We start from the raw sequence: 26,961 nt of genomic DNA on the forward strand, positions 1-26,961 counted from the left end.
CGATAATGCCAGCTGACGAGAACATGTGCGGAGTCATGGATGAGTATCATATTCCTCATATGTTTCTCGTGTCTTGCTCTGATTTCGGCAGTTTCAGACATTATGAGATGGAAGAAATCTATCGCTGCGGAAAAACAGGAAAAGTCTTCGCCCATCAGCCTGATACCCATTTCACCTTCTCTGTAATGGGACCTGCCGAAAATGATATGCAGCTGGTTCATGAAGTAATCGAGAAGACTGCGGTCGGCCTTCAGAACCTGACTCTGGAGCGCAGAAAAAACCGGAATTGGGGGAGTGGTGTTTATTCAGATGAGAACTTTGGGTATTTTTCGAAAGCGGTCGGCAAATTTGAAGTTAAAGAAAAAAGAAATGGCATCCGCATGCTTGTGGACGGGAAAGAATACTCAGGCGACGACTTTGTCAAACTCTTCAGCAGCTTTGAGGGTTTTACGATCAATTATCAGATTGCTGACCGCACATTCCCGATCGTGGAAAGCGATATGACATTGCTGCCGGTGAGGATTGATGAAGACACCCTGGGGGAAGAACTCTATGATCTGCTGTTTGCATTGACTAAGAATCATGAGGGAAAGTTCCTGCCGTATCAGGATGTTTCTGCATTTGATGTGCTGTTCGAAAAGATTCTGAAGAAACTGAGCTATTACTACCACAGCAATCCACGTGATATGGGGAAAGATGCGGGAAACCGCCTGATTCAGATTCTGAAAGAAGTCGGAACCGATGATGAGATGTTCCCTGAGTTTGAGATCAAGAAAGTGAAACAGGTAATTGAATCTGAGCAGTCATAGCAGTGGAGATATTATTGTAATAACGACGAAAAATCCTGATTTCAGGACTTTTCGTCAATGCTCAGACTGTTTGATATTTTTTGCTGTCTGAACTACTTAATGCTCTATCGGTGTTCGATGTTATTACTTATGCTATCGTCGGGGTTACTACGTACAAATTTGGTGCCGCCTGCATTCTGAACAGCAGTCAAGCCAGGAAGCTTTCCGCTCTTCGCTGCTTTGTAAGCTTCGGTGTTCGTATATGTTTTTCCGTTGATAGAAAGCAGTGTGTTCAGACCTGTTTCTGACTCGCGAAGTACTTTAACCTTTGCCATATCGATTTCTCCTTTCTTGCCTCGCTTGCCTACAGCAATGGTGGGCAGGACCGTTGCCTTTCGTATTCCGGATTACTGGCTAAAGAAAGTATAATTGATATTGGCAATAAAATCAATATATGTGTCCCAATTTGAAAATATATGTCCCATTCCGTATAATGACTATGAAGAAGGTGCCTAATATGAAGAAGAGTAGCATCATTAATCTGATTCGGTGTCATGCAGAAAAGGACGAAAATGGGTTTCGAAATCAGGCGGCGAGTATTGCAAAAGATTTTTATAATGAAGGTGATCGTGAACTTGGTGAGTATATCTTGTCATTGATTTCAGATGCAGATACTTTCACCGCGCAGGAAAGCAGCAATTTAAATTCTCCATATTTTGAAAAGCTTCCTTCCGCAACTGAGATGTTTTTGTTGCCTGATTCAGTTATGAATGATCTTCTGGGCATTGCCAATGCGATTGAAAAGAATATCGGAGTTAATAAATTCTTATTTTCTGGTGCACCTGGAACGGGAAAAACAGAAGCGGTAAAACAGCTTGGTAGGATTACAAACCGATCTGTATTATTGTGCGATTTTTCTAGGCTGGTTGATAGCAGACTTGGCCAGACCGTAAAAAATATTGCCCTTCTTTTTTCAGAAATCAACCAGAATCCTTTTCGCAGTAAGGTGATTTTCCTATTTGATGAAATTGATGCTATTGCTTTAGACCGAATAAATGAGAACGATGTTCGTGAAATGGGCAGAGCTACGACAGCTATTCTGAAAGGTCTTGATTCTCTGAAAGAAGATGCTGTGGTGATCGCAACTACTAATCTTGCGGATAAACTTGACAGAGCTCTGATACGAAGATTTGATGCGACGATCAGCTTTGATCGATATACCCACGAAGATCTTTCGAAAATTGCAGAAAAGCTTTTGGCATCGTATCTTTCGAAATATAACCTGGCGGGGAAAGATATCCGGATATTCAGAAAGATTCTGGATCAGGTTGAATCTCTCCCAGCTCCAGGAATTCTGAAAAACATGATTCGTACTGCGGTTGCTTTCAGCGATTCAGCTGATGAATATGACTATCTTCGAAGGTTATATTTTGTTTTCTGTAAAAAATCTCCTTCTGAACTTCAAGAGCTCAAGAATGAAAGGTTTACTGTTCGCGAAATAGCAATTCTTACCAGTAAATCCAAGAGTGCGGTGGATCGGGAGTTGAAAGGAGATAGAAGAAAATGAATAAACTTCTTGAACTGAACGGGGTATTCACACATAAAAAGAACCCATCAAGGCCAGGTGATCCTGTTCTTCCACCAGATGTCTCTGTATCGTCGGTAAAATTGGAAAAGCTTGCTTCTGATCTTGAAAGAGCAGACACTTTTTGGAACAATCAGAAGATTCTGTCAGGTGAATTGATTGCTGCTTGCGAAACCCGTGTCATCCCGAAATCGAACAGGCTGAAAGAGCTCCTTAAAGATAAAGGCTCAACATCTGATGATGGAATACGTGGGGCTTATTTTCTCAATGAAGATGCAGATGGTCAGAAGAGAAAAAAGCATGTTTTTGTCTATTATGTAAAGAAAGAAACCGTTCTGCATTCTATTGAAGAGTTGAAAACTGCTTCCAGGATTATTGATGATTACTATGAGGGAGTCATTTCTGCAAATGATATCGGAACATCACGAACTCCTTCAGGAAAAAGCCTTAATTCGATTCCATATCGGGCTAATTATTTAATGGCACGAACTACTTTTTTAAGAATCATATATGAATGCAGTTTTGTTGAACGCTTTGATATTCCGAATAAGAATATTTCTCTTGATAGTGACCATATCATCCGAATTTATAAAACCGACGGACCAATCCGGAAGGTGATGGAGCGATGCGGCATTAAGCTATCTGAAAATCAGATTATTGATGAAACGTCAGCAAAGCTTTCAGATAAGGAACTTGCTTTGCTTTCTGAAACGGCTCCTTATCTTGTTGCGATGACGATCAAAGACATGAATGATATACCTCCTGAAGAAGAATCCAATTCTTCAATAAAAGAAAAACTAATTCAGGACCCAACTGATGAACCGATTGTAGGCGTTATTGATACGCCATTTGATCCAAACGCTTATTGCAGTAGTTGGGTGGATAATCACTGTCTGATCAACGGTGAAATAAAGATTAAACCCGAAGATTTCGTTCATGGGACGGCAGTTACAACGCTGATTGTTGATGGTGTGAGAGCTAATCCAGAACTTGATGATGGCTGCGGACACTTTCGAGTAAGGCATTTCGGAGTTGTGACTGGCGACAGATTCAGTTCAATGCATCTATTAATGGAGATCAGACGAATCGTTGAACAGAATCAGGATATCCGAGTTTGGAATTTGTCTCTTGGTTCTGAAGCAGAAGTGAATGAAAATTGCATCTCGCCAGTTGCAGCTGAGTTAGATCGCCTCCAGAATAAATACAATATTGTTTTTGTGGTTGCTGGCACGAATAAAACAGGCGAAAAGAAAGCAATTAAGGGCTATCGGATTGGATCTCCTGCTGATTCTATTAATTCGATTGTGGTGAATTCGGTGAATCGGGACCATGAGCCGGCATCCTATTCTAGAGTTGGTCCGGTTCTTTCGTTTTACAATAAACCGGATGTTTCATGCTTCGGTGGAGATGGAGTAAAAGCAGACCAGAAAATGAAATACTACGATGACGGAATCTGCGGATACGGCTGTGGAACCTCGTATGCAGCTCCATGGATTACTCGAAAGATGGCGTATTTAATATATGTCATGGGACTTTCCAGGGAAAACGCTAAAGCACTTCTTATCGATTCGGCATGCGGATGGAGCAAGTCACCAGACGAAAAAAAAGGATATGGTGTTGTTCCTACAAGGATTGAAGACGTACTGAATGTGCCAAGTGATGAGATAAGATTTGTCATCAGTGGAGATGCTTTTTCTTATGAAACCTATAACTTCAACGTTCCGGTCCCGGCTCATAATAATAAGTATCCCTATTTTGCACGAGCAACACTTGTCTACTTCCCGGAATGTAATCCTGATCAGGGCGTTGACTATACGGGTACTGAACTGGACTTGCACTTTGGAAGAATAGACGGGAAAAAAGTGAAAGATATCAAGGCAAATATGCAATCAGAAGAAGGAATACATCTGATCTATGAAGAAGATGCACGAAAATATTTCCGAAAATGGGATAACATCAAGCATATCACTGATGAAATTCCTCAGAGACATGTAATCCCTAGAAAAAAATATGAGGATGGTCTCTGGGGAATAAGGATTGTTCGAAAAGAACGGAAGGATAATGCCTCTAACCAGCCAATTAGATTTGGGCTTGTGATTACTCTGAAAGAGATGTATGGCATTAATCGATATGAGGAATTTATCCGTGCGTGCAGCTTGAGAAACTGGATTGTCAATGAAATAAGTATTGAGAATAGAGTGAAAATCTATCAGAAGGCAGAGCAGGAAATCAGTCTCGAATAAGGAGGAAAATGGAGAAAAATATTTAGCACTCCTCTTGACATGGTGCTAATTCCGGCTATGATAATCATTGTTGGTTAGCAAACATGAAATCGGAGTGCTAACATCTGGAGGTAAATAAGAATATGTTGAAGCCGTTGCATGATTATGTAGTACTGGAAAAGGTGAAGGAAGAAGTCAAGACTGCTTCCGGTATCATTCTGACTACGAAAGAAGCGAAGGATGAACCGAGTCTTGGTGAAGTAGTTGCAGTAGGACCTGGCAAGACGGAAGATGGAAAGCTGATCCCGATTGATCTGAAGAAGGGCCAGAGAGTCATCTACAAGAAGTATTCCGGAACAGATGTTACCTATGACAAGAAGGATTATCTGCTGATCTCTGCAGAAGACATTCTTGCAGTAGTAGAGAAATAATCAGAAAAGAAAGAGAGAGATAGAAGAATATGGCAAAGGATATTAAGTACGGAAAAGACGCCCGCCAGAAGATGCTGGATGGCGTGAATAAGCTGGCTGATGCAGTCAAGATCACACTTGGCCCGAAGGGACGCAATGTTGTTCTGGAAAAGTCTTATGGTTCCCCGCTCATCACGAATGATGGGGTAACCATTGCAAAGGAAATCGAACTGGAAGACAAGTTCGAGAACATGGGTGCTAAGCTGGTCTATGAAGCAGCAAATAACACCAATGAGACTGCAGGTGACGGCACGACTACTGCTACTCTTCTGACTCAGTCCATGATTACCAATGGTCTGAAGGCAGTAGACAAGGGATCCAACCCGGTTCTGATGCGCGAAGGTATGGATCAGGCAGCTAAGGCAGTTGCAGAAGATCTGCTGAAGCGTTCGAAGGAAGTCAAGACTTCTGAAGACATCAAGTCCATCGCTACCGTTTCTTCCGGATCGGAAGAGATCGGCCAGATCATTGCGGATGCAATGGACAAGGTCGGCCGTGACGGAGTCATCAATGTCGATGAATCCAAGTCCTTCGAGACCACCCTTGAGATGACCGAAGGCATGCAGTATGACAAGGGCTATGTATCTCCTTACATGGTATCTGATCATGACAAGATGGAAGTCTCTCTGGACAACCCGCTGATCATGGTGACAGACCAGAAGGTCAATACAATTCAGGACATTCTGCCGGTACTGGAAGAAGTCGTCAAGGCGAACCGTGCTCTGCTGCTGATTGCGGATGACTATGACAATGAAGTCATGAGCACCCTCATCATCAACAAGCTGAGAGGCACCTTCAATGTTGTTGCGACCAAGGCTCCTGGCTTCGGTGACAACTCCAAGAATCAGCTCGGCGATATCGCTGTCATGACTGGTGCAAAGTTCTTTGCAAAGGATCTGAACATGAACCTTGCAGATATGAAGATCTCTGACCTCGGCACTGCCAAGAAGGTTGTTGTCGGCAAGGACAAGACCACGATCATCGGCGGCAAGGGCAAGAAGGCAGATGTTCAGGCTCGTGTTGAAGAAATCCGTTCTGCCATTGAAAATACGAAGTCTGACTATGACAAGAAGAAGCTTCAGGAACGTCTTGGCAAGATGACCAATGGTGTTGCACTGATCAAGGTCGGTGCTACTACCGAGACGGAGCTCAAGGATAAGAAGCTCCGTATTGAAGATGCTCTAAACGCGACCAAGGCTGCAGTTGCTGAAGGTGTTGTCACCGGTGGCGGACTGGCTCTGGTACAGGCATATACCGATGTCAAGGATTCTCTGAAGTCTGATGTCACCGATGTGCAGAAGGGAATGAATGTAGTTCTCGATGCACTGAAGGAACCGATCATGCAGATTGCTGAGAATGCTGGCTATGACGGAAATGAGATCTATGAGAAGCAGCTTGCTCAGAAGACCAATGTCGGCTTCAATGCAAAGACCGGAGAATGGGTTGATATGTTCAAGTCCGGCCTGATTGACCCGACGAAGGTTACCCGTTCTGCTCTGCTCAATGCTGCAAGCATCTCCGGTCTCTTCATCACAACCGAAGCTGCAGTTGCGCAGATCCCGGAGAAGCAGCCGGCTCCTGCACAGCAGATGCCTGAATATTGATCTTTCTGAAGAGAACAGATCATAAGTAGAATTGACCGCTTTACACGATATAATGTGTAAGGCGGTTTTTTTATTGGAGAGAAAGATGAAAACATTGATTGATTTTCTGTCAGATCGCAGAAACCTCTGCAAGTTCTATCTATATGCAATGATGGTGATTATTGCGGTGGTGCCATTTTTCTTTGGGAAAGGAACGGATCTTTCTTTTCTCTATACGCTGAATCGTGCGGTCTGCAGTATCTGGACCCTGTTCCTTCTTCTCTCTGATCTGATTCACCATAGAGTTCCGAAAGGTCTTCTCAGCTGGTCTTCTGCGTGGCTTTGTGCTGCTGCCTGCCTGTCTCTGATTTTCGGGACATCCTCTCCGAGTTCTGGACAGATCGCAGGGATCTTCTTTCTGATCATGACTTCTTATCTTGCTGTGACCGTAGGCTTCTATCATTCTGACACGTTCAGTGATGACTTTGACCCTCTGTTCAGAATCCTTGCAATTGAATTATTCGGTCTGGCAGCGGTATCTCTGATCATGTTCCTGTTTTATAAAAATGGGTATGAATCGGTGTTCGGCATTCCATATGATGCAGTTACGAGCCCCCGGGTTGTTCGGGTCCGATATTCCGGAATTCTCGGATTTGCTACTGCAGGAGGCTATCATCTGATTGCAGGTCTGATTCTGTGCTTTTATCTTTCTGCTAAGAAGAAGCTTCCAGTCTGGTTCCGCAACCTCGATATTCTTGTCTCAATGGTCATGATTATGCTTGAGGATGCCCGAAATGCCTACCTGGAAGCCGCAATCATAGTGCTGTTGCTCTTATACCGATGGATGAGAACAAAAATGCAGGCAAAGCAGGTGAAATGGATTCTTGCAGGAGCTGCTGCGGCAGTAGGTATTTTCTATGTGCTGAGAGATGCTTCCATGAATGATCCTTCCAATGGCACTGCCTTGGAATATCTGAATCGTTTTACGAGCGGCCGGCTTGCTCTGTGGGCGGGAGCCGTGAAGGGCTTTCTCAGTAATCCGGTCTTCGGGCAGGGGTGGCTGAATGGATCTGCGATCACCGCAGTGGATCCGACTCTTTCAAATGCACATAATGTCTTTATGAATGTCCTGCTCTGGACAGGACTTGCCGGAATGATTCCATTCTGCATCTTCCTGATCGGCGGCTTGATCCGCATCCTTCGCAATCGGCGGAACCTTCGAAGTCCTGCTGATCAGTGGCTCATGGTTCTGGTGATCTGCATCCTGTGGGGCTCTATGCTTTCTTCGGTATCCATCATCGGGGATGACAGCCATCTTGTTTCCATTCTGTTCTATCTTTCTTTCGGGTATCTGTATTATCTGACTCCTCGGAAAGAGAAGGCCCTGAAGTGAAAAACGATCAGAAAGGACAGACAATCCGGGCAGATCACGGGCTGATTGCTATCCTGACGGTTCTATCAGCTGTCAGTGTCATGGTGAAAGTGCGGCTGGGATTTGACATCGATGAGCAGTATGCCTTATCCATGATGTACCGCTTCTCAGAAGGCCAGAAATATCTGACGGACCTCTTTGATCCGCATCAGTTCTCTGCATTTCTGATGACGCCGCTGTTTCTCTTATGCAGAAATCTTCGGATCTGCTGGAGGTTGTTTCCGAAGACTTCACAGTTTCTCTAGCTGAATCCGGAGAAACCTATACCCATTACCTTGCAGTGAGAAAGTGATTCATGATGAATATGGAACGAAAGAAAATCAGACTTCAGTTTGCCGACTTCAATCCGGCATTTGACAGGGAAAATAATGACTTTATCCGGTTTCTGAGAGAACGGTATGAGGTGGAACTCACCGATCACCCGGATTATGTCATTTATTCTGTCTTTGGTTATCAGCATCTGGATTATGACTGCATCCGGATTTTCTATACGGGAGAATGCGTCGTCCCTGACTTCAATGAATGCGATTATGCACTTGGCTTTGATCGGATTTCGTTCGGGGATCGGTATCGGCGGATCCCGTTTTATCTGCTGCATGAATACCGCCAGGGATATCTGGATCTCTTGAAAGAGAGAAAACTGGTGACCAGAGAAGAATGGCGCAGTCGGAAGTTCTGCAACTTCGTGGTTTCCAACTGCTTTGCAGAAGATGTCCGGGCGCAGTTCTATCAGAAGCTCAGTACGTATAAGCAGGTAGACAGCGGCGGAAGGTATCTGAACAATGTCGGCGGCCCGGTTGAGAACAAGGAGTCCTTTCAGAATGATTATCGGTTCTCCATTGCCTTTGAAAATACTTCATACAAGGGCTATCTGACCGAGAAGATCGTAGACGCATTCCGGGCGTATACAATTCCGATCTATTATGGAGATCCGGATGTTTCCCTGGATTTCAATGCAAAGGCATTTATCAATTGCCATGACTTTTCTGATTTCGATGATGTCATTGCCTATGTGAAACAAGTAGATGCAGATGAGGATCTGGCTCTGGAAATCCTGAACCAGAATCCGATTCAGGATCAGAAGAATCCCTATGAGCTGAAAGACTTCCTGTATGAAATCTTTGATAGTGATCTCAAGGAAGCAGGCAGAAGACCTCATTCCATCAATGTGCGTCAGTATGAAGCTATGCTGAAGCGCCATCGTTTTTTTGAACATGAGATCTACCGCCCTTACCGAAAGATTGCCAATACAATGAAGCGTCTGGAAACCGGTACGATTCTGCGCATGCCGGGATCCACCGATGAGCAGAATAACCGATAGGAGTATGCATGTCAGAAAAAGTTTCCCTCCTGATGACTACCTTTAACTGCAAGGAGCACTTTGAACAATCGATTCAGAGTGCCCTTTCGCAGGACTACGACAATCTGGAGGTCGTGATCGCCGATGGCGGTTCTTCAGACGGAACCGTCGATCGGATTCGCTATTATGCCGAATCAGTGAAACAGCACCCGGGCGGAAAGACCATCGTTTGGAAATCAGAGCCGGACCATGGTATCTATGATGGCATGAACAAAGCAATCCGGATGTCTTCCGGAGAAGTGCTGGCAGTATTCAATGATCTTTTTACCTCCAGCCATGCCGTAAGCACGATGATTTCTGCTCTGAATTCCGGAGAATACCAGGGAGTTCATGCGGATCTGGTTTATATGAATCAGGGAAAGTGCTGTCGCTACTGGAAGATGGGGCAGGGGAATCTGCATTTCGGGTGGATGCCCGCCCACCCGACCCTCTATCTGAAGCGGGAAGTCTATGAGAAATACGGTCTTTATGATCTGAAGTATCACAGTTCTTCTGATTATGATTTCATGCTGAGGATTCTGAAGGATGGAACCGTGAAGCTTGCCTATGTTCCGGAAGTCATGATTGAGATGTTCTATGGAGGCACCAGCAATGGGTCCGGTTACTGGAATAATGTCCGGGAAGCTTACCAGGCACTGCTGAATAATCGCATCTCCTTTCCGCTGACAGCGATTGTGTGCCGTTCTTTCCGCACTCTGATACAATATTTGGATGCAAAGGATTACAAAGGTAGCTGACATATGTATATCTATCTGATTTACGGAGCACTTGCGGCGTGGCTTCTGATCGAGCTGTTCCGGGAGAAATCGAATACCAGGGCAAATAGGATTCTGTTTCTGGCGTTAGGGATTCTGTTTGCGGTACGCTTCAACATGGGCCCTGATCAGGATACATATTATTATCTGTTCCACTGGATTGAGACTCCGGTAAAGGGCGTATTTGAGTATGGATTCCAGCGGAATCTTCTTTTCAGCATTCTGGTCTACTGGAGCAAGGTCTTCTTGAAGGAATACAGGTGGTTCATTCTCATTGTGAACCTGATCTGCATGGGACTGATGTCCTATGTCGTATGGAAGAAGAGCAGAAATCTTCTTCTCAGCATGCTGCTGTTCCTAGGAGCAGGGTATATGGCGGTCTATTATTCCAGCGCAATCCGGCAGATGATCGCAATGTGCCTGTATCTGTTTGGCTTCTACGAGTTTCTTCCGAAGAAGCAGTATCTGAGATACGAGATCTTCGCAATTGCGGCGGTGCTGTTTCATGAAGCAGCACTTCCAGCTCTGGTGATTCCGCTGCTGTACCGTCTTGTGCCGGTCTTTCAGAAGAAGCCAGGAAAACTGATCGGCATCAGCCTATGCATTGCCATCGGACTGACTGTGATCTTCACGGCAGTGCTTCCTCCTCTGGTCCAGTCGATTGCAGGTGCCCCCTGGACACCGTTCATGCATATTCTGAAATACCTGCTGGCTCCTTCGTCTAGCTTCATGGGCATCGCGATGGAGTCGGTATTCGGAGTGGGGATATTGGTCCTGTATCATGAGATGGATTCTCATGACGAGGAGTTCCTGCAGTTTGAAGTGCTTGTTTTCCTGTTTTCGATATTTCTGTATTTCTGCTTTTCCAGCTTCAGTCTGATGTCGCGGGTTTCTGATTTCCTGCAGTTCATCATTGTGATTCTGCTTCCGGAAATGCTGTCCAGGATTTCTTCAAGAAAGAGAAGAGCCGCGGTCTTGATGAGCTTGATTGTGCTGAATGGCTTTCTTCTCTACAAAGACCTTTCTGATATACTCCCGAAGATCTCAGAAGGGATGACTCTGAACGATTACCAGTATTTCACGGTATTTGAGAAAGAGAAGACCGATCGCTTCCTCGAGATCTCCGGATGCGATCTGAGCCAGGAAGCGAGGGACTGAGCATGAGAATTCATATCATCTACAACCGCTATCTGGACGAAAGAGATCATGACCGCATCATCATCGGAGGTCTTCAGAACTATGTTGAGAATCTCTGCGCGCTTTCCATCCGGCTTGGCTATGAGACCTTCGTCTATCAGAGATCGGTCAGAGACTTCGAGAAAACCCTGGAAAATGGGCTCCATGTCATCGGGGTCAGAGAAGTCCGCAAGGCCTGGACAAAGGATCTCGTGAAGAAAGCCGAAGAAAACGGAGATCTTCAGAAAGATCTGCTGATCTTTGCGACCAGCACCCAGACCGAACCGCATCATTTTTCTCATTCGCTGATGATTCAGCATGGAATCTACTGGGATATTCCGACCATCATGGACCGGAAGGTGAGACCGCCGTTTGATTCGTTCCTGCGCCATATCCAGGCAGACGGGGAAGTGAAGCGCCATCAGCTGGTTTCCTTCACCGTATGCGTGGACGATAACTATATCAACTGGCTGAGGACCCAGACCACCAGAAGAGATCTTGCTTATCAGGTGATTCCGAACTTCTCAGATGTAAGCGCCGATCGGAATGACTATGACGGGCCTGCCAGGATCATCTTTGCCCGCCGGTTCGTGACGATCCGGGGAGTTGAATTGCTTTCGCAGTTCATGCCGGATATTCTGAAACAGCATCCGGAAGTCACATTCACTCTTGCTGGAGACGGAAGATGCGAACAGAAGCTTCATGAGGTATTCGATCCGTTTCCTAATGTCTCCTTCCTCACTTATGCCCCTCATGACAGTCTGAAGGTTCATGAGACACAGGATATCGCACTCGTTCCGACGATCGGATCCGAAGGAACTTCCTTTTCTCTGCTGGAAGCGATGGGCGCAGGGTGTGCCGCCATCTGCTCCGATGTCGGCGGGATGAGCAATATCATCCTTGACCGCTATAACGGAAGAATGGTAAGACCTCTGGCAGATGACTTTCATGACGCTCTCGAAGAACTGATTGAGCATCCGGAACTGAGAAAGACGTATGCAAAGTGCGGCCAGGAAACAGTAAGGACTGCATTTTCAAAGAAAAAATGGGAATCTCAGTGGACGGATGTGCTGAAGAGGTTCGGAGATCCAGATGAATAAGCGATCGAAGTCCGTAGAAGTGAATATGGTCCTGAATACGGTGAGGACGATTGTCTCCATCGTTTTTCCGCTGATCATCTTTCCTTATGTGACCCGTGCCCTGCAGATGGAAAACCTGGGCAAGATCACCTTTGCCCAGTCCTTCATCGGCTATATCGGGCTGATTGCCTCGCTCGGGTTTACCAGCTATGCCACCAGAGAAGGCGGCAGGTTCCGCTCTGATCCGAAGAAGATGCAGCAGTTTGCGGATGAGATCTTCACGATGAACATGATCACGACAGCTGCGGCATATGCGGTTCTCTTCCTCTGCATTGCCATCTTTCCGAACCTGAAGAATCGCCAGGTGCTGCTCGTCATCATGAGCGCATCGATCATGTTTTCCACAATCGGCGTGGACTGGCTCAATGTGATCTATGAGGACTACCTTTACATCACGGTCCGTTCCATCCTCATTCAGATTCTCAGCTTTCTCTTGACGATCATCCTGGTCAGAAAGCCATCAGACTTTTACAGGTACGCTGCCATCCAGGTCATCACGAATGGAATCATCGCGGTCATGAATCTGATCCATGTCCGTCAGTACTGCCGCCTTCACCTGACCAGGCATATTCATTTCAGACAGCATCTCAAGCCGGTTTTAGTCCTGTTTTCCAATAATCTGGCGGTATCAATCTATCTGAACATCGATAATGTCATGATCGGCTGGATGGTCGGAGACTATTTCGGAGGTATTTATTCCATCGCCGTCAAGGTCTATACCGTCGTAAAGCAGCTGCTTGCGGCAATCTACAATGTCACGATAACGCGTTTGAGCGATTACTTTGCTCATCAGCAGATGGACGACTTCAAGCTGCTCTTGAATCAGGTGATCAATGATATGATCGTCACTGCGCTGCCAGTCAGCCTCGGGATCTTTATTCTGTCAGAACCGATCGTGGAAATCGTGGCAGGAAAGAGCCTCCCGGAATCGGTGATTCCGCTTCGGATTCTGGCCGCGGCGACGCCGATTGCGGTGTTCGGAGGAGCCATTGCCTATTGTGTCAATCTGCCGCTTCATCGGGAATCAGTGAACCTTTTTTCCACTGCAGCCGGAGCGATCGAGAACCTGGTTCTGAATCTGTTCTTCATTCCAGTCTGGAAGGCTTCCGGTGCGGCGTTTACCACGCTGCTTGCGGAAGCCACCGTATTCTGCATTCTCTTGTATCACATTCGGGATTACTTCTGGCTCTTTGACCGGAAGGCCATTCTGTCCAATACCTGGAAGTGCCTGGCGTCATGCTCAGGCATTCTGGTTTTCTCCTTTCTCGGATCCCGGTATCTCTCTGCAAATGCAGCATTGCTGTGCGTTTTTGTCATTGTATTCTCGATCCTCAGCTATCTGGCTATCAATCTGCTGCTGAAGAATATCAATGTGGAGCGCCCGGTAAGAAGAATCCTGCAGAAAATCCGCCGTTCCTAGGCAAAGTGTATTTCACAGAGAATTCTTTTATAATAGGGAGAGTCCGGAGGAAAGAGTCGTGAAGGTTCTGATTATTGTCCCAGCCCATAATGAACAGGATAATCTTCCGACGCTGATCCCGGAAATTCATTCCTATGGCTGGGAAAGCCTTGTGATCAATGACTGCTCCAGTGATCAGACCGGTGAGATTCTGGACCGGATGGGCTGGAAGCACCTGGATCTGCCAGTTAATGCCGGCCTTGCCAGCGTGACGCAGATCGGATTCATGTATGCCCGGGATCATGACTATGATGTCGCAATTGTAACCGACGGAGATGGTCAGCATCCTCCGAAATACATTCATAAGCTTCTGGAAGGGATTGAAGAAGGCAATGACTATGTGGTGGGATCGAGATTCGTGGAGCAGAGGAAGCCTCTGACTTCCCGGATGATCGGCTCCCGGCTTTTATGCGGAGCGATCCGCCTGAAAACCGGACGCCATGTCACGGATCCGACCTCCGGCATGAGAGCTCTTGGCAGAAAAGTGCTTGCCGACTTTGCTGAGAATATGAATTTTGTCGCAGAACCGGACGCCCTTGCCTATGTGATTCATCACGGCTATCGGGTCAAGGAAGTCCAGGTAAATATGAAAGAACGCGAAGCAGGGGAAAGCTATTTCCATAACCCGATGAAATCTGCCGGCTTCATGTATAACGTTCTCATGAGTATTCTGTTTATTCAGTAGTAGAGGAGATTCTATGACCGTTGGTATTCCGGAAGGGCTGAGATGGGTGCTGATTCTCGCATCCCTCGGCATCCTGATCTTTGTCATCTATGGCTCTGCAAAGTCCCGCATGAATGTCCGCTATGCGGTTGTCTGGATCACCTGGGCAGTCTTTGTCCTGATCGTTGCGATCTGGCCTGGCGTAGCCAGATGGATGGCAAATCTGATCGGCATTCAGTCTGTCACGAACTTCATCCTCCTGTTCATGACGGCGATCCTGTTCCTGCTGAATTATTTCCTGTATATGCAGATGAGCAGGATGGACAAGGATATCCGCAAGCTGAATTATGAGTTATCGCTTCTCAGGCAGAAGAAGGATCAGGATGACGATCAGAAAACAGAAAAATGAGCAGAGAACAGCGGCAGCAGGTCTTCTGCTGATCTCTTTTTTCTGCATTACCATCTTCTCACGTTCTTCGTTTCTGTATGAACGGAATCCATGGAGCGATGCGAATATCTTTCTGACCATCGGCCGGGGCATGCTGAAGGGGAAAAAGATGTATACGGACCTGTTTGATCATAAAGGGCCTCTGCTGTATGTTCTGTATGCAGTTGCTGCTATGATCTCTGATCGCTCCTTTGCAGGAGTATATCTGATTGAGGTCCTCTCCCTGTTCTGGTTCTTATGGGAATGCTGGAAACTTCTGAAGCTTCTGCAGACGGAACATCCGTTTCCCGGGCTGCTTCTGATTGCGATTGCGATCGTCACTGCCAAGGCATTCTCCTTCGGCGGGGGAAGTGTCGAGGAACTTGCTCTGCCGCTTCTGATGCATTGTCTGGTTCTTTCTCTGAAACGAATTCTTGCGGAAGAATCCTTTTCAAAGGAAGACTGCTTCCTGATCGGCATTCTCGCCTCTGCCGTATTTCTGATGAAATTCACGCTCTGCGGTTTTTTTGCCGGACTGGCGATTGCGCTGATTCTCTATCAGGCCAGACAGGATCGCCGCAGACTCTTTCCATGCATCATGGAAGCGATTGCTGGTTTCCTTGTGCCCGTGCTGATCACAGTGCTTCTGTTTTCCATGAATGGAAACCTCTCCGATTTTCTGAAAGTCTACTTCGGATACAATCTGAACCAGTATCCGGCTTCTGCAGGAATCCCGACCAGAATCTACCGGATGGCAAGAGCTTACTTCTTCTACCTGAAGAATAATCCGGTCCTGATTCTGTTCAGTACCATCGGTTTTTTTGCGGGAATCCATGAATTCCATCAGAAGCCTGCGGCACGAAATCTGCTGATTCTGATCTTTCTCTGCTGGTATTTCATCTCGTTTATTGGCAATATCTTCATCGCTTACTATATTCTTCCGATGATCTGCTTCAGTGTCTTCCTGGTTCCTATAGTTTCCAGGAAGATGAATCGGAAAGTCATGATCAGTCTCTCAACTGGTCTTTCGGTTCTATGCGCCTTCGGCTCTTCCAATCTCCGTGCGATTGGAAGACAAGGATCCGTGCAGCAGGATTTTGTATCTCTGATTCAGAGCTATGATCCTGGTGCTTCTTATCTGATGCTGGAAGGGTATGACCAGGGATTCTACCTGGAGGGCGGAGAAATTCCTGCCTGCAGGTATTTCTCTGCCATCAACAGTGAAACAGAAGAGATGAAACAGGAAAGACTTCACTGCATTGAAGAAAAACAAATCAGATACCTGATTTCCATGGACCATGAACTCGATCTTCCGGAATATGACTTGATTGCACAGGAAACCGGGGAATATGATGGCGCTGAGCGTACCTACCGTCTTTATGAAAGGAAGAATCTGCAATGAAACCTAGTGAGACAGATGTACCTGTCAGAGTGAATATATGGATCCGCCCGGAATGTCAGAAGCGGCAGTTTGATCGGATTGCCGAGGCAAAGCCAAGCACTCTGTTTCTGATTTCGGACGGAGGCAGAAATGATGATGAATGGAAGAAGATCCGTCTGAATCGGGAGTACGTGGAATCCCATATCGACTGGGACTGCAAAGTCTATAAGCTTTACCATGACCATAATGAAGGTCTGTATGCGACCGGAAAGCAGGGACATGATCTGATCTGGTCGAATGCGGATTACTGCATTCTCCTGGAAGATGATATTCTGCCAGACGTTACTTATTTCCGTTTCTGCCAGGAAATTTTTGAAAAATACCGGAATGATACACGAGTTTCTGCAATCACAGGGCTTAATCTGATGGGGGTTTATGAGCCGGCTTCCTCAGACTGGTTCTTTTCGAGAAAAGTGGCAATCAGCGGGTTCGGCATGTGGAAGCGAACCTATGAACAGTTCTACAGCCGTGACTTCGGAAGAGATTCCTATGTGATGTCACTATTGAAAGAAGAGACAAAGAAGAATGAAGACTTCCGCAAAAAGATTCTCGGGTATGCCGAAAATGAGTTTTTTGAAGGCCATATGGCATTTTCGGAATTCTATACGGAATTCTCTGCCTATGGTCAGCATCAGCTGATTGTCGTTCCGAAGCGCAATCTCATCAGCAATATCGGCTATGGAGAAGGAAGTGCTCATGCAGCAGATCTGAACCGGATGCCGAAGGCTGTCCGCAAAACGTTCAATATGAAGACCTATCCGATGCAGTTTCCGATGAAAGAGCCGGAATATCTGATTCCGGATCCGTTCTACGAGAAGCAGTTCGATCGGATCATGGGAAGAAATGACAAGCTTCTGCAGGCTTCCCGGTGGCTCCAGTTCAAATGGCTGTATCTGAAGAACGGGGGAAATCTTGCGGAAGGAGTCAGACGAGTTGTGAATCGGCATAGAAACCGGAAGAACGAATATGAAAGCTGAGAAAATTCTGCTGCTGGGTGGATCTGCCCAGCAGGTCACTGCAATCAGGGAAGCGAGAAATATGGGATATGAAACAGTACTGTGCGACTATCTCCCTGATAATCCTGGTCAGTTTGCCGCAGATCATTATTACAATATTTCAACCACTGATCGTGATGCGGTTCTTGATATTGCCAGAAAGGAACAGATTGATGGCATTCTTGCTTATGCTTCCGATCCTGCGGCGCCGACTGCTGCCTGGGTAGCAGAGCAGATGCATCTTCCGGGAAATCCGTTTCATTCGGTTGAAACTCTCTGCAGCAAGCATCTTTTCCGGCAGTTTCTGAAAAGCCATGGGTTCAGCTGCCCGGAATCCAGCAGTTATCAGGATCTGGATGATGCGCTGAAAGATGCATCTGATTTCCCTTATCCGGTGCTCGTAAAACCATCAGACTCTTCCGGCAGCAAAGGTGTCACGCTGCTGAAGAGTTCTGAGGGACTGCAGAGTGCTGCAGAAACAGCTTTTTCTTACAGCAGGGCGCATGAAATCATTATTGAGGAGTATGTTTCGAAGAGCACCCCTTATCTGATCGGCGGCGATCTGTTTGTAGTCAACGGCAAGGTAGCACTCTGGGGACTGATGAACTGTTATCGGGATGAGCGGATCAACCCGCTTGTTCCGATGGGCAAGAGCTATCCGCCATTTCTTTCCGATGGGCAGCTCAGGCTTGTAAAGGATACGCTTTCGAGAATGGTTTCCGAACTCCAGATTCAGAATGGCGCTATGAACGTGGAACTGATCCTCGATCAGAAAGACCGGGTGTTTGTGCTGGATGCCGGGCCCCGCAATGGCGGCAACATGATTCCGGAACTGATGGGAATGATCTTTGACCAGGATATCGTTCGGATGACGATTGAAGCAGCCATGGGGAAATCAGTATCGGTGAAGGAAACAGCAGGACATCCGTTTTATGCGACGCATAATCTTCATTCTGCCAGAAGAGGAAAATACCTTGGCATCAGATTCTCAGAAGAACTGAACCCATATCTGATCCGGAAAGAACTCTGGAAGAAACCTGGTGATCAGGTCGTCCCTTTTCTGAACTCTGCCGGTGCTCTCGGCATCATCTTTCTGAAGTTTCCGGATCGTGACACAATGGAGTATTATTTAAGACGCATGACGGACTTCTATACCGTCATTCTGGATGAGGATACCAGCCATGAGTGATCAGAAAATATTAGTTACCCGTTCTTCCATGCCCCCTCTGGAAGAATACGTGGAGGAAATCAGAGAGATCTGGGACAGCCACTGGCTGACCAATATGGGAGTCAAGCACCAGGAACTGCAGAACGAGCTGGAACAGTATCTCAAAGTGGAACACCTCGAGCTGCTGACGAATGGGCACATGGCTCTGGAGATGGCGATGCAGGCAATGGACTTTCATGGCGAGGTCATCACGACCCCGTTTACGTTTGCTTCTACGACACACGCCATTGTCCGCAATGGGGCAAAGCCGGTTTTCTGCGACATTGATCCGGATGATTTCACGATCGATGCTTCCAGGATTGAAGCGCTCATCAATGAACATACCACTGCAATTGTTCCGGTTCATGTCTACGGAAATATCTGCCATGTGGAAGAAATTCAGAAGATTGCAGAGAAATATGGACTGAAGGTTCTCTATGATGCTGCCCATACCTTCGGAGAAACCTATCACGGCATCGGTGTCGGAAATTTCGGAGATGCGAGCTGTTTCAGCTTCCATGCGACAAAAGTATTCAATACGATTGAGGGAGGCGCGGTGACCTTCCATGATCCAGAGCTTGGCAGAAAGATCTATGGACTCAAGAACTTCGGAATCCGCGATGCGGAAACGGTGGATGCGGTGGGTGCCAATGCCAAGATGAATGAGTTCTGTGCCGCGATGGGCATCTGCAATCTCCGGCATGTGGATGCTGAGATTGAAAAGCGGAAGAAGGTCGCGGATCATTACCGCAGCCGCCTTGAGGGGGTCAGAGGGCTTCGGCTTAATGTGATTCAGGAAGGCGTGAAGCAGAATTATGCATATTTTCCGGTCATCTTTGAGGAAAAGGAGTTCGGAGCCGGAAGAGATGAGGTCATGAAAGCGCTGGCGGAACATGGGATCGGGGCGAGAAAATACTTCTATCCGATCACCAGCAGCTTTGAGTGCTACAGGGGACAGTACAATCCGGAAGATACTCCGATTGCTCTGCATATCAGTCAGAGGGTGCTGACGCTGCCGCTGTATGCAGATCTGTCTCTTAATGATGTAGATCGGATCTGCGATATCATTCTGGATCTGAGCGTACACGCATGACTACTTCCTACCGAGACAGGACTGCAGATCTTCTGAGGGCAATCGCGCTGTTTCTGCTGTTTGCCGCCCATACTTCATTCCCGGATTCGTTTCAGAATATCCGGGAGTTTGATGTGCCGCTTCTGTTCTTTCTTTCCGGGATGTCGTATGTGTATTCCATTCAGGGAAGCCGTCCTGACCAGAAAACCTATCTTCTGAGAAGATTCCGGAAGCTGATTCTTCGGGTATGGATCTTTCTGATTATCTTCTTTCTGTTCTTCAATGGCATTCTGCATTCCGGAATCTCCAGCAACGTGATCCTGAATTCATTTCTGATGACCGGATCCGGAATCATGTTTGTCTGGGTGTACCGGGTTTTCTTCTTCAACTGCATCACGCTTCCGATCCTGCAGGAAAGAACCAGGAAGATGCCTGCAGAAAAGCGGATTCTGATCGGTATAGCCGCATTGGCGGTCAATGACCTGATCTATCGGTTTCTGATCAGTCCGATGCAGAACTATGTGGTTCAGAAAGTGTTAACGTATCTTTTCAGCGATACCGTAGGCTTCACCGTGCTTGCCTGGTTCGGGGCTTCGTATACGGATCTGGAAGAGAAGGGAAGAATCCGGTTCACGCTGCTGTTCCTGGTATTCTATCTCATTGCCGGAGGACTTTCGGGATTCCCGTTTCTGGAATCGATGAAATATCCGCCTTCGCTGTATTTCTCGTCTTATGGCATGTTCTGCTCCTCGCTTCTGTATCTGCTGCTGAGCCGGAATCCCAGACGAATCAGGAACTCTGCCGTCTGGATCTCGAAGAACTGCATGGATCTCTATCTTGCCCATATCTTTGTCTATTATCTGGGAACCTGGAAGATTGAAAGTCCCTGGATCCAGTTCGCTCTGCTTTCTGCAGGCTCATTCCTGATCGTGTATGCTGCAGAAACAATCAGAAAGGCGGTGAAGACGCATCGATGACCTTTATTTCCATTGTGATCACAACCTATCATCGGCCAGAGCAGATTGCCCGTGCAATCACCTGCGCCGACCGCCAGACTGCTGCCCATGAAATCATTGTAGTCGATGATAACGGAATCGATACGCCAGAGCAGAAGGCAACGGCAGAAGCGATCCTTCCTTATTCAGATCGGGTGACGTATCTGGTCAATGAACAGAACCGCGGCCCATCGTATTCCAGAAACCGCGGCTTGCAACAGGCCAGGGGGGACTGCATCACATTTCTGGATGACGATGATGAAATCGCTCCGGAAAAACTGGAGGCACAGGCTGCGCTATTGGAGCGGAAGGGACCGGAATACAGCTGCTGCTATTGTTCCTTTACGAAATATCTAGCCGGCGGGAAACGGTTTCTCAATGCAGAAAAGACCGAGGGAGCAGTATATCCGTATATCCTCGGACGCATGCTGTATGTCGGCAGCGGCTCGAACCTTCTGGTACGCACCGGGATCCTGAAAGATGCCGGCGGTTATGATGAATCGCTGCGGAAGTTTGAAGACTATGAGATGATGGGAAGGATTCTGAAGCACCATCTCCTTGCCTATCTGGATCAGAATCTTCTGACCATTCATTATGAAGTTCGAGGAAAGGTGCCGACCTATCAGGAACTCGTATCGTATGATCAGCTCTATTTTGATAAAATCAGTGCAGAGCTCGATCAGCTTCCTGCAGGAGAACAGGAAGGAATCCGGCAGATGGAAGCACTGGAACGCTGGCGCTATGCCCTGCCTCGGAAAGAAACGGCAGATGCCTGGGGCTATCTGAAACAATGCGGCGTTACCCCCGCACTGTTCTTCCGATATCTCTGCTATTGCGCCGATCGGGCCATCGGAAAGAAATCCTATGGATTCAAGACCTTCTGAACAGCACCAGAACCTCAGAACACAGGACCTGCTTTATGCAGGTGTTTTCACTGCGGTTCTGCTGGTGCAGCTATGGAAGGCACGCCAGGGCATGGGCTATTCCGATGAACAGTTCTATGTGACGATCGGAAAGAGATTTGCCGCGGGCGATCGGATGTTTGCGGATGACTGGCATATTGCTCAGATGATCGGGTTCTTCCTGACTCCGCTCTATGAGCTTTATACCGCAGTCCACGGCGGCACCGATGGGATTCTGCTCGGTTTCCGGCATTACTACGTTGCCCTGACGATGTTCACCGGACTCATGATCTATGTGCGCTTCCGGAACGAAGGGCCTTCATCGATTCTCGCATCGCTGCTGTATCTCGTCTTCACGCCATTTCAGATCATGTCGCTTTCCTACAACACGATGGGGGCAGCAGCAGTGATTCTGGCAATGCTGGTGTATCCGATGGAAGGAAGACATCCGTTTCGCTTCTATCTCTGCGGCATTCTGATGGCATGCGCGGTGATCAATACCCCGTATCTGATCTTTCTGTATCTGATTCTGACCGTTATTGCGGCGGTAAAGCCTGCCTGGTTCTCCAGAAGTGCCTGGAAGGGAATTACTGCCGGGGCATTGACCATCGCTGTCATATTTCTGATGATTCTCTGGAGAAACGGATCCTTTGAGAACTTTTCAGAATCTCTGGTCCATCTGATCGATCCGTCCCATCAGATGACGTTTCCTGAAATGGCGATCCGCAATGGCGGAAGATTATATCTGCTGTTTGGTTTCTTTCTCATAGTTTTTGCAGCAGAACTCATTCTGACCCTTGTCTTTCTGAAGGACCCTCAGAAGGAGCAGAGGCTCAGAAGGTGTTCGTTCTGGATCAATCTCTGCTCCATGATTTATGCCGTATGTGTTTCCGGGTACCAGATGGAATCCGGAACTTATGCTGCCCTGCTGATTCCGCTTTGTCTTTCCGGCCTTCAGGCATTGCTGCAGAAGAAGCGCAATGACCTTCTGATGATCTATGGCGTATCAGTTTTCTATGCCCTCATGATTTCACTTTCCAGCAATGTCGGTCCCTCGAGCTTCTGCAGCCCGCTCATCCTTGCTGGCAGCGTTTCGTGTATTGCATTTTCAGGCAGGGAATGGAATCAGCTTCTCGTGATTGCGGTGATTTCGGTCTTTGCCTTCTATAAGTGCAGCTATGTGTTCGGAGCCAGAATCAGCGGCTATGATGCTGAGATCGAAGATGGTCCGCTCAAGGGTATATTGGATACTGAGGAAGCCGTGATGCAGTATGAACACAGACTCGAAGATATCAGGGAAATCAATGCCATGGAAGAATGCAGCAGCGTTTCCCTCGTGACCGGGCAGAGCTGGGAATATCTGGCCTGCAATAAGAGAATTGCCGCCAATTCCACCTATCTCTATTTCTGGGAGAAAGATCAGTATACTGCTGCGGAAGATGCCTATGCTTGTCTTCATGAAGACCGGTATCCGGCTTATATTTATGTGGACCATACTGACAGCCACTATTTCTATGAACCGCAGGACAGCTGGCTGGATCAGTTTGCATTCGTGAAAAACATGCAGGAAGGGACCCTTTATATCCGCAATCAGAGCACGATTTCCTGCACAGAGGAGGCGAAGTGATGAAGATCCTGTTTGCAGCCACGGTTGATATTCACATCATCAACCATCATCTCCGGATTATCCATAAGCTCCATGAGCAGGGGAATCTCATCGATGTCGCTGCCAATGGAACCTATATCAACGATGATATTCATCGGAAATACAATGTCTGCTTTTCCAAGAGTCCGACGTCTGCCGATAACCTGAAAGCATACCGATTCATGAAAGAGCTTCTGAAGAAAGAAGACTATGACATCATCAGCACGCATACGCCGCTGGCTTCCTTCTTTACACGGATGGCTGCGGAAGGGCTGAGGACAAAGGTCATCTATACTGCGCATGGCTTCCATTTCTACGAAGGTGCTCCGCTGAAGAATCAGCTGATCTACCGGAATATGGAACGCATTGCAGCGCATCATACCGATCGTCTGGTAACAATCAATCAGGAAGACTATGCGGCAGCACAGCAGTTCCATTACCGCCCGGGCGGACATGCAGTCTATATTCCAGGGGTAGGAGTAGATCTTTCCCGGATTGAAGCTGCCCGTACCGATCGCAGCGTGATCCGGAAACGGCTTGGTCTTCCCGAAGCGGCATTCGTGATGATCTCGGTAGGAGAACTGAATCAGAACAAGAATCACCTGTTCGTGATGAATGCTCTGCAGAAAGAGCTGCGGGAAGATCCCATGCTTTACTATGTGATCTGCGGAACGGACCTCTGGCATGGCACTTATGCTGAGAAGATCAGAGAGCTTGGCCTGGAAGGAAAAGTCCGGCTGTTAGGATACCGGAATGATATCTATGAACTGCTCTATGGCATGGATCTGTTTCTCTGTCCTTCGTTCCGCGAAGGACTTCCTGTCTGCGTCATTGAAGCGATGACTGCCGGTGTCCCGATCATTGCATCAGATGTGCGCGGAAATCATGACCTCATTGAAAGCGGTGAAGATGGATATCTCTACCCAGTCAATGATGCAGAGCGGTTCCGGAAAGAATATCAGACTCTGCGCAGAGATCAGACCCTTCGGGAAACCTTTATCCGCAATGCCAGGCAGAAAGCCCTGAATTATTCCGAAGAAACCATCGATCCGATGATCCTGGAGCTCTATGACGAACTCAAGCCGAAATACAACGATTGACGCAATGCGCGTCTGTGCGGCGCTGCTGGTCGTATTTGTCCATTCCGGGAATCTGATTCTTGCCTATCAGGTCGGAACTCCGATCGTTCTGAAGCCGTTTCTGATGCTTGCGGATGCAGGGGATGCGATCTTCATGATGATCTCAGGCTACCTGCTTTTCGTGCACCCATTTCAGTATGGCCTGATGCTTCAGAAGAAAGTCAGAACGATTCTGATCCCGCTGGTTCTCTGGAATCTGATCTGGATTCTGACAGATCTGTTTCTGATGGATCTTAGAGGCAATGCTTCCGGCATCCTTTCCTGGTCTTTTCAGGAATGGTTCCGCAATCTGATCGGCATTCCGTTTCATACGGCTCCGTTCTATATGCCATTCTGGTTTCTGACGGATCTGTCCGGTCTGCTTCTATTGTCGCCGCTGCTGCGCAGTCTGACGAAAGAGGTTCCTCATCTGGCCGCTGCCGGTATTCTGATTCTCTGGTTTCTTCCGGTCTCTTATCGGATCCGCATTCCATTCTGCTTCTTCCTTTTCGGGGCATTGCTTGCGGAGTATCCGGAATGGAAAGAAAAACTGAAGCGAATTGCCGAAAAGATCACGCTTCCTTCTGCACTGCTCTGCAGTCTCCTTGTACTGTTTCTTCCCTCTTCCTGGTATGACCTGCTCGATCGGATCACGCTGATTCTCTGGATCTATCCGATCGGAAAGCTTGCAGAAGCCTGCATGAAGAAACAGAAGACCGCCAGCAGAATCGAACTGGCGGCTTCCTGGAATCTGTTTCTGTATGCGGTGCATGGAAAGGTGATCAGCTATCTGCAAGGTATTTATACCTCCCATGTCGCGTGTTCAGATAGTTCTGTCATTGCCGGTTATTTCGGGCTTGCGGTTCTTTCCATCTTCCTCTGCTGGGTTGCAGCAGCCATCATGCAGCACATAATGCCTCGTTTCTACGGAATCCTGAGCGGCGGCAGAGGCGTGCCGGTTCACTTATGAAACAGCTTCTGCTTCAGGAATGCTTTTTCTTCCGGCTTCAGCGCCATCAGCCAGACTAATACTGTGTAGAGGATCACAACCACAAGGATCTGGATCACTACAGAGCTCCATCCGACCCCTGCAAATACGACATTGCAGAGATAATAGCCGGCAGCTAACGCAATCGCATCCGGGAGCAGAAAGCTACGGTAGCATTCCCGGAAGAAGGAACGGATATCCAGATTCAGTTCTTTCTGGTAGACATGATTCATCATTGCAAACTCTGTCAGAGACGCAATGCAGATTGCCATGCATGCGCCAAGTGCTCCGAACTTCGAAGAGAGCAGGAACGAAAGAATGACGCAGACAATCGTCTTGACGATCTGAGCGATGCCTTTCTGGCGGACTTTATTTTCTGCAATGACGGCAGTATTGGCAATCTGCTGAGTCACATTCAGCATGTCAGGAATGATGCAGAGGACTGTGCAGAGATAAGCCCCCTGATAATCCGGTCCCATCCAGGTAACCATGAACGTATTGCCTACGCACAGGAACCCGATGAAGATCAGTCCCATGAACGCAAGCTGGTATCTTCCGACCATGACCATCAGCGGATAGATCCGGTTTTCTTTTCCCTGGGCGATATACCGGCTGATTCTCGGCAGGAACATATCGTTGATCGCTGCTGCAAAGGTAGAAAAATATCCTTCCAGGAAATTGGCAGGGGAGAACAGAGCAATCTGAGCAGTGTTGGAAACAATGCCAAGAATCGTCGGAGCAAGTCCGTACGTGCATCCTTCGGCAATGGTCGTCGTAGCGGTCCAGGCCGTGAACTGCAGAATCTGTGTACGCATCTCCTGGTCATTCCTCTGGCTGATGATCCGCAGATGAAGCCCATTGCGGATGATGAAGTATTTGACGAGGATGAATACGATCGTGGAACCTGCATACGCAGCCATCACGGCCACGACATCCATATGATTCAGCAAGGCAATGATGATCAGTATGACAGACAATACCTTCTGCCCGAGATCGCAGAGCTTCAGCGGAATGAATTCCGCATAAGCAGTCAGAATGCCATTCTGAGAAAGAAACGGAAATGAAAATACCGTGGCTGCAGCCATGATCAGATAGATCTTGCGGAATATGACGATCTCTTCGGCAGTCAGTCCCTGGTAGATGTCTCCGAGGAAGAAATAGACCACGATCAGAATGGCGCAGATGATTGCTCCGAGGACCAGGTAGAACTTCGTGACGGTTCCGAGAAAGTGCTCTACTTTGTCTTCCCGTCCCTCTGCTCGGTACTTTGCCACAAATCTGGAGACTGCCGCATTGAGGCCGAGATCCACGAGGAACATCCGGACAAAGGAATACGCAAGATTGTAAAGGCCGTACTGCGATTTTCCAAGCTGGTTTGCCATCCATGGCGTATAAGCAAGAGAAATCACGGAATTCAGGATGATGGCAAGATAGGAAATCATTGCCCCGTATTTGATCTGCCGGTTTTCTTCTGACATGCGCACCTCAATCGTTTCAAAATAACAGCTTTTCAATTATATAATGGAAACAGCTTTTTG

At 47.4% G+C, this 26,961-nt stretch carries 25 protein-coding genes; 23 read left to right on the plus strand and 2 right to left on the minus strand.

What is annotated here, in order from left to right; all coding sequences use genetic code 11:
- Positions 1-35 precede the first annotated feature (35 nt).
- Positions 36-809, plus strand: a complete 774-nt coding sequence (locus C7E00_RS06115; protein ID WP_135358176.1) for a DUF7713 domain-containing protein — start codon at positions 36-38, stop codon at positions 807-809.
- Between the two features lie 104 nt (positions 810-913).
- Here C7E00_RS06115 and C7E00_RS06120 read toward each other — a convergent pair whose 3' ends face one another.
- Positions 914-1,123 (minus strand): DUF3892 domain-containing protein, encoded by a 210-nt coding sequence (locus C7E00_RS06120; RefSeq protein WP_105303451.1) that lies wholly within the window; start codon positions 1,121-1,123, stop codon positions 914-916.
- A gap of 182 nt (positions 1,124-1,305) precedes the next feature.
- Between C7E00_RS06120 and C7E00_RS06125 the strand changes: the two genes are divergently transcribed.
- From C7E00_RS06125 to C7E00_RS06230, 22 genes are all read left to right on the plus strand, one after another.
- On the plus strand, positions 1,306-2,355 hold the full coding sequence (locus C7E00_RS06125; RefSeq protein ID WP_105303452.1) for an ATP-binding protein: 1,050 nt from the start codon (positions 1,306-1,308) through the stop codon (positions 2,353-2,355).
- The gene (locus tag C7E00_RS06130; RefSeq protein ID WP_105303453.1) at positions 2,352-4,616 is read left to right on the plus strand and encodes a S8 family peptidase; all 2,265 of its coding nucleotides are present in this window, start codon (positions 2,352-2,354) and stop codon (positions 4,614-4,616) included. Before C7E00_RS06125 ends, C7E00_RS06130 begins: the two co-directional genes overlap by 4 nt.
- 122 nt (positions 4,617-4,738) lie before the next feature.
- Positions 4,739-5,026 (plus strand): co-chaperone GroES, encoded by a 288-nt coding sequence (locus tag C7E00_RS06135; protein ID WP_105303454.1) that lies wholly within the window; start codon positions 4,739-4,741, stop codon positions 5,024-5,026.
- A gap of 29 nt (positions 5,027-5,055) precedes the next feature.
- Positions 5,056-6,669 carry a chaperonin GroEL gene (groL, locus tag C7E00_RS06140; protein ID WP_105303455.1) on the plus strand — a complete coding sequence of 538 codons (1,614 nt, stop codon included), beginning with the start codon at positions 5,056-5,058 and terminating at the stop codon, positions 6,667-6,669.
- A gap of 85 nt (positions 6,670-6,754) precedes the next feature.
- Complete coding sequence (locus C7E00_RS06145) at positions 6,755-8,041, plus strand: O-antigen ligase family protein (RefSeq protein ID WP_167836490.1); 1,287 nt, start codon at positions 6,755-6,757, stop codon at positions 8,039-8,041.
- Positions 8,038-8,325 (plus strand): hypothetical protein, encoded by a 288-nt coding sequence (locus C7E00_RS06150; protein WP_105303457.1) that lies wholly within the window; start codon positions 8,038-8,040, stop codon positions 8,323-8,325. The genes C7E00_RS06145 and C7E00_RS06150 overlap by 4 nt, the downstream gene beginning before the upstream one ends.
- Before the next feature lie 59 nt (positions 8,326-8,384).
- Complete coding sequence (locus tag C7E00_RS06155; RefSeq protein ID WP_167836491.1) at positions 8,385-9,401, plus strand: glycosyltransferase family 10 domain-containing protein; 1,017 nt, start codon at positions 8,385-8,387, stop codon at positions 9,399-9,401.
- 8 nt (positions 9,402-9,409) lie between these two features.
- The gene (locus C7E00_RS06160) at positions 9,410-10,177 is read left to right on the plus strand and encodes a glycosyltransferase (protein ID WP_105303459.1); all 768 of its coding nucleotides are present in this window, start codon (positions 9,410-9,412) and stop codon (positions 10,175-10,177) included.
- A 3-nt stretch (positions 10,178-10,180) separates the two neighbouring features.
- Complete coding sequence (locus tag C7E00_RS06165; RefSeq protein WP_105303460.1) at positions 10,181-11,353, plus strand: EpsG family protein; 1,173 nt, start codon at positions 10,181-10,183, stop codon at positions 11,351-11,353.
- Between the two features lie 2 nt (positions 11,354-11,355).
- Complete coding sequence (locus C7E00_RS06170) at positions 11,356-12,471, plus strand: glycosyltransferase family 4 protein (protein ID WP_167836492.1); 1,116 nt, start codon at positions 11,356-11,358, stop codon at positions 12,469-12,471.
- On the plus strand, positions 12,464-13,930 hold the full coding sequence (locus C7E00_RS06175) for a flippase (RefSeq protein WP_105303462.1): 1,467 nt from the start codon (positions 12,464-12,466) through the stop codon (positions 13,928-13,930). Before C7E00_RS06170 ends, C7E00_RS06175 begins: the two co-directional genes overlap by 8 nt.
- Before the next feature lie 58 nt (positions 13,931-13,988).
- Entirely contained in the window at positions 13,989-14,654 is a 666-nt protein-coding gene (locus C7E00_RS06180) for a glycosyltransferase family 2 protein (protein ID WP_105303463.1), read from the plus strand.
- 13 nt (positions 14,655-14,667) lie between these two features.
- Positions 14,668-15,042, plus strand: a complete 375-nt coding sequence (locus C7E00_RS06185; RefSeq protein ID WP_105303464.1) for a DUF2304 domain-containing protein — start codon at positions 14,668-14,670, stop codon at positions 15,040-15,042.
- The gene (locus tag C7E00_RS06190) at positions 15,017-16,462 is read left to right on the plus strand and encodes a hypothetical protein (protein WP_105303465.1); all 1,446 of its coding nucleotides are present in this window, start codon (positions 15,017-15,019) and stop codon (positions 16,460-16,462) included. Before C7E00_RS06185 ends, C7E00_RS06190 begins: the two co-directional genes overlap by 26 nt.
- Positions 16,459-17,478 (plus strand): hypothetical protein, encoded by a 1,020-nt coding sequence (locus C7E00_RS06195; protein WP_105303466.1) that lies wholly within the window; start codon positions 16,459-16,461, stop codon positions 17,476-17,478. The genes C7E00_RS06190 and C7E00_RS06195 overlap by 4 nt, the downstream gene beginning before the upstream one ends.
- Entirely contained in the window at positions 17,468-18,685 is a 1,218-nt protein-coding gene (locus C7E00_RS06200; RefSeq protein ID WP_105303467.1) for an ATP-binding protein, read from the plus strand. The genes C7E00_RS06195 and C7E00_RS06200 overlap by 11 nt, the downstream gene beginning before the upstream one ends.
- Positions 18,678-19,796 carry a DegT/DnrJ/EryC1/StrS family aminotransferase gene (locus tag C7E00_RS06205; RefSeq protein WP_204378581.1) on the plus strand — a complete coding sequence of 373 codons (1,119 nt, stop codon included), beginning with the start codon at positions 18,678-18,680 and terminating at the stop codon, positions 19,794-19,796. Before C7E00_RS06200 ends, C7E00_RS06205 begins: the two co-directional genes overlap by 8 nt.
- Entirely contained in the window at positions 19,793-20,752 is a 960-nt protein-coding gene (locus C7E00_RS06210; RefSeq protein ID WP_105303468.1) for an acyltransferase family protein, read from the plus strand. Before C7E00_RS06205 ends, C7E00_RS06210 begins: the two co-directional genes overlap by 4 nt.
- Positions 20,749-21,654, plus strand: coding sequence for a glycosyltransferase family 2 protein (locus tag C7E00_RS06215; protein ID WP_105303469.1), 906 nt, complete (start codon positions 20,749-20,751; stop codon positions 21,652-21,654). Before C7E00_RS06210 ends, C7E00_RS06215 begins: the two co-directional genes overlap by 4 nt.
- A complete protein-coding gene (locus C7E00_RS06220; RefSeq protein WP_105303470.1) occupies positions 21,635-23,299 on the plus strand; it encodes a DUF6311 domain-containing protein in 1,665 nt (554 codons plus the stop codon). The genes C7E00_RS06215 and C7E00_RS06220 overlap by 20 nt, the downstream gene beginning before the upstream one ends.
- Positions 23,299-24,417, plus strand: coding sequence for a glycosyltransferase family 4 protein (locus C7E00_RS06225; RefSeq protein ID WP_105303471.1), 1,119 nt, complete (start codon positions 23,299-23,301; stop codon positions 24,415-24,417). The genes C7E00_RS06220 and C7E00_RS06225 overlap by 1 nt, the downstream gene beginning before the upstream one ends.
- Positions 24,386-25,405, plus strand: coding sequence for an acyltransferase (locus tag C7E00_RS06230; protein WP_105303472.1), 1,020 nt, complete (start codon positions 24,386-24,388; stop codon positions 25,403-25,405). The genes C7E00_RS06225 and C7E00_RS06230 overlap by 32 nt, the downstream gene beginning before the upstream one ends.
- Here C7E00_RS06230 and C7E00_RS06235 read toward each other — a convergent pair.
- Positions 25,396-26,901 carry a lipopolysaccharide biosynthesis protein gene (locus C7E00_RS06235; RefSeq protein ID WP_105303473.1) on the minus strand — a complete coding sequence of 502 codons (1,506 nt, stop codon included), beginning with the start codon at positions 26,899-26,901 and terminating at the stop codon, positions 25,396-25,398. The two genes, C7E00_RS06230 and C7E00_RS06235, sit on opposite strands and share 10 nt — an antisense overlap.
- Positions 26,902-26,961 lie beyond the last annotated feature (60 nt).

The organism is Anaerolactibacter massiliensis (assembly GCF_900290205.1).
In the GTDB taxonomy this organism is placed as follows: Bacteria; Bacillota_I; Bacilli_A; order Erysipelotrichales; family Erysipelotrichaceae; genus Bulleidia; species Bulleidia intestinalis.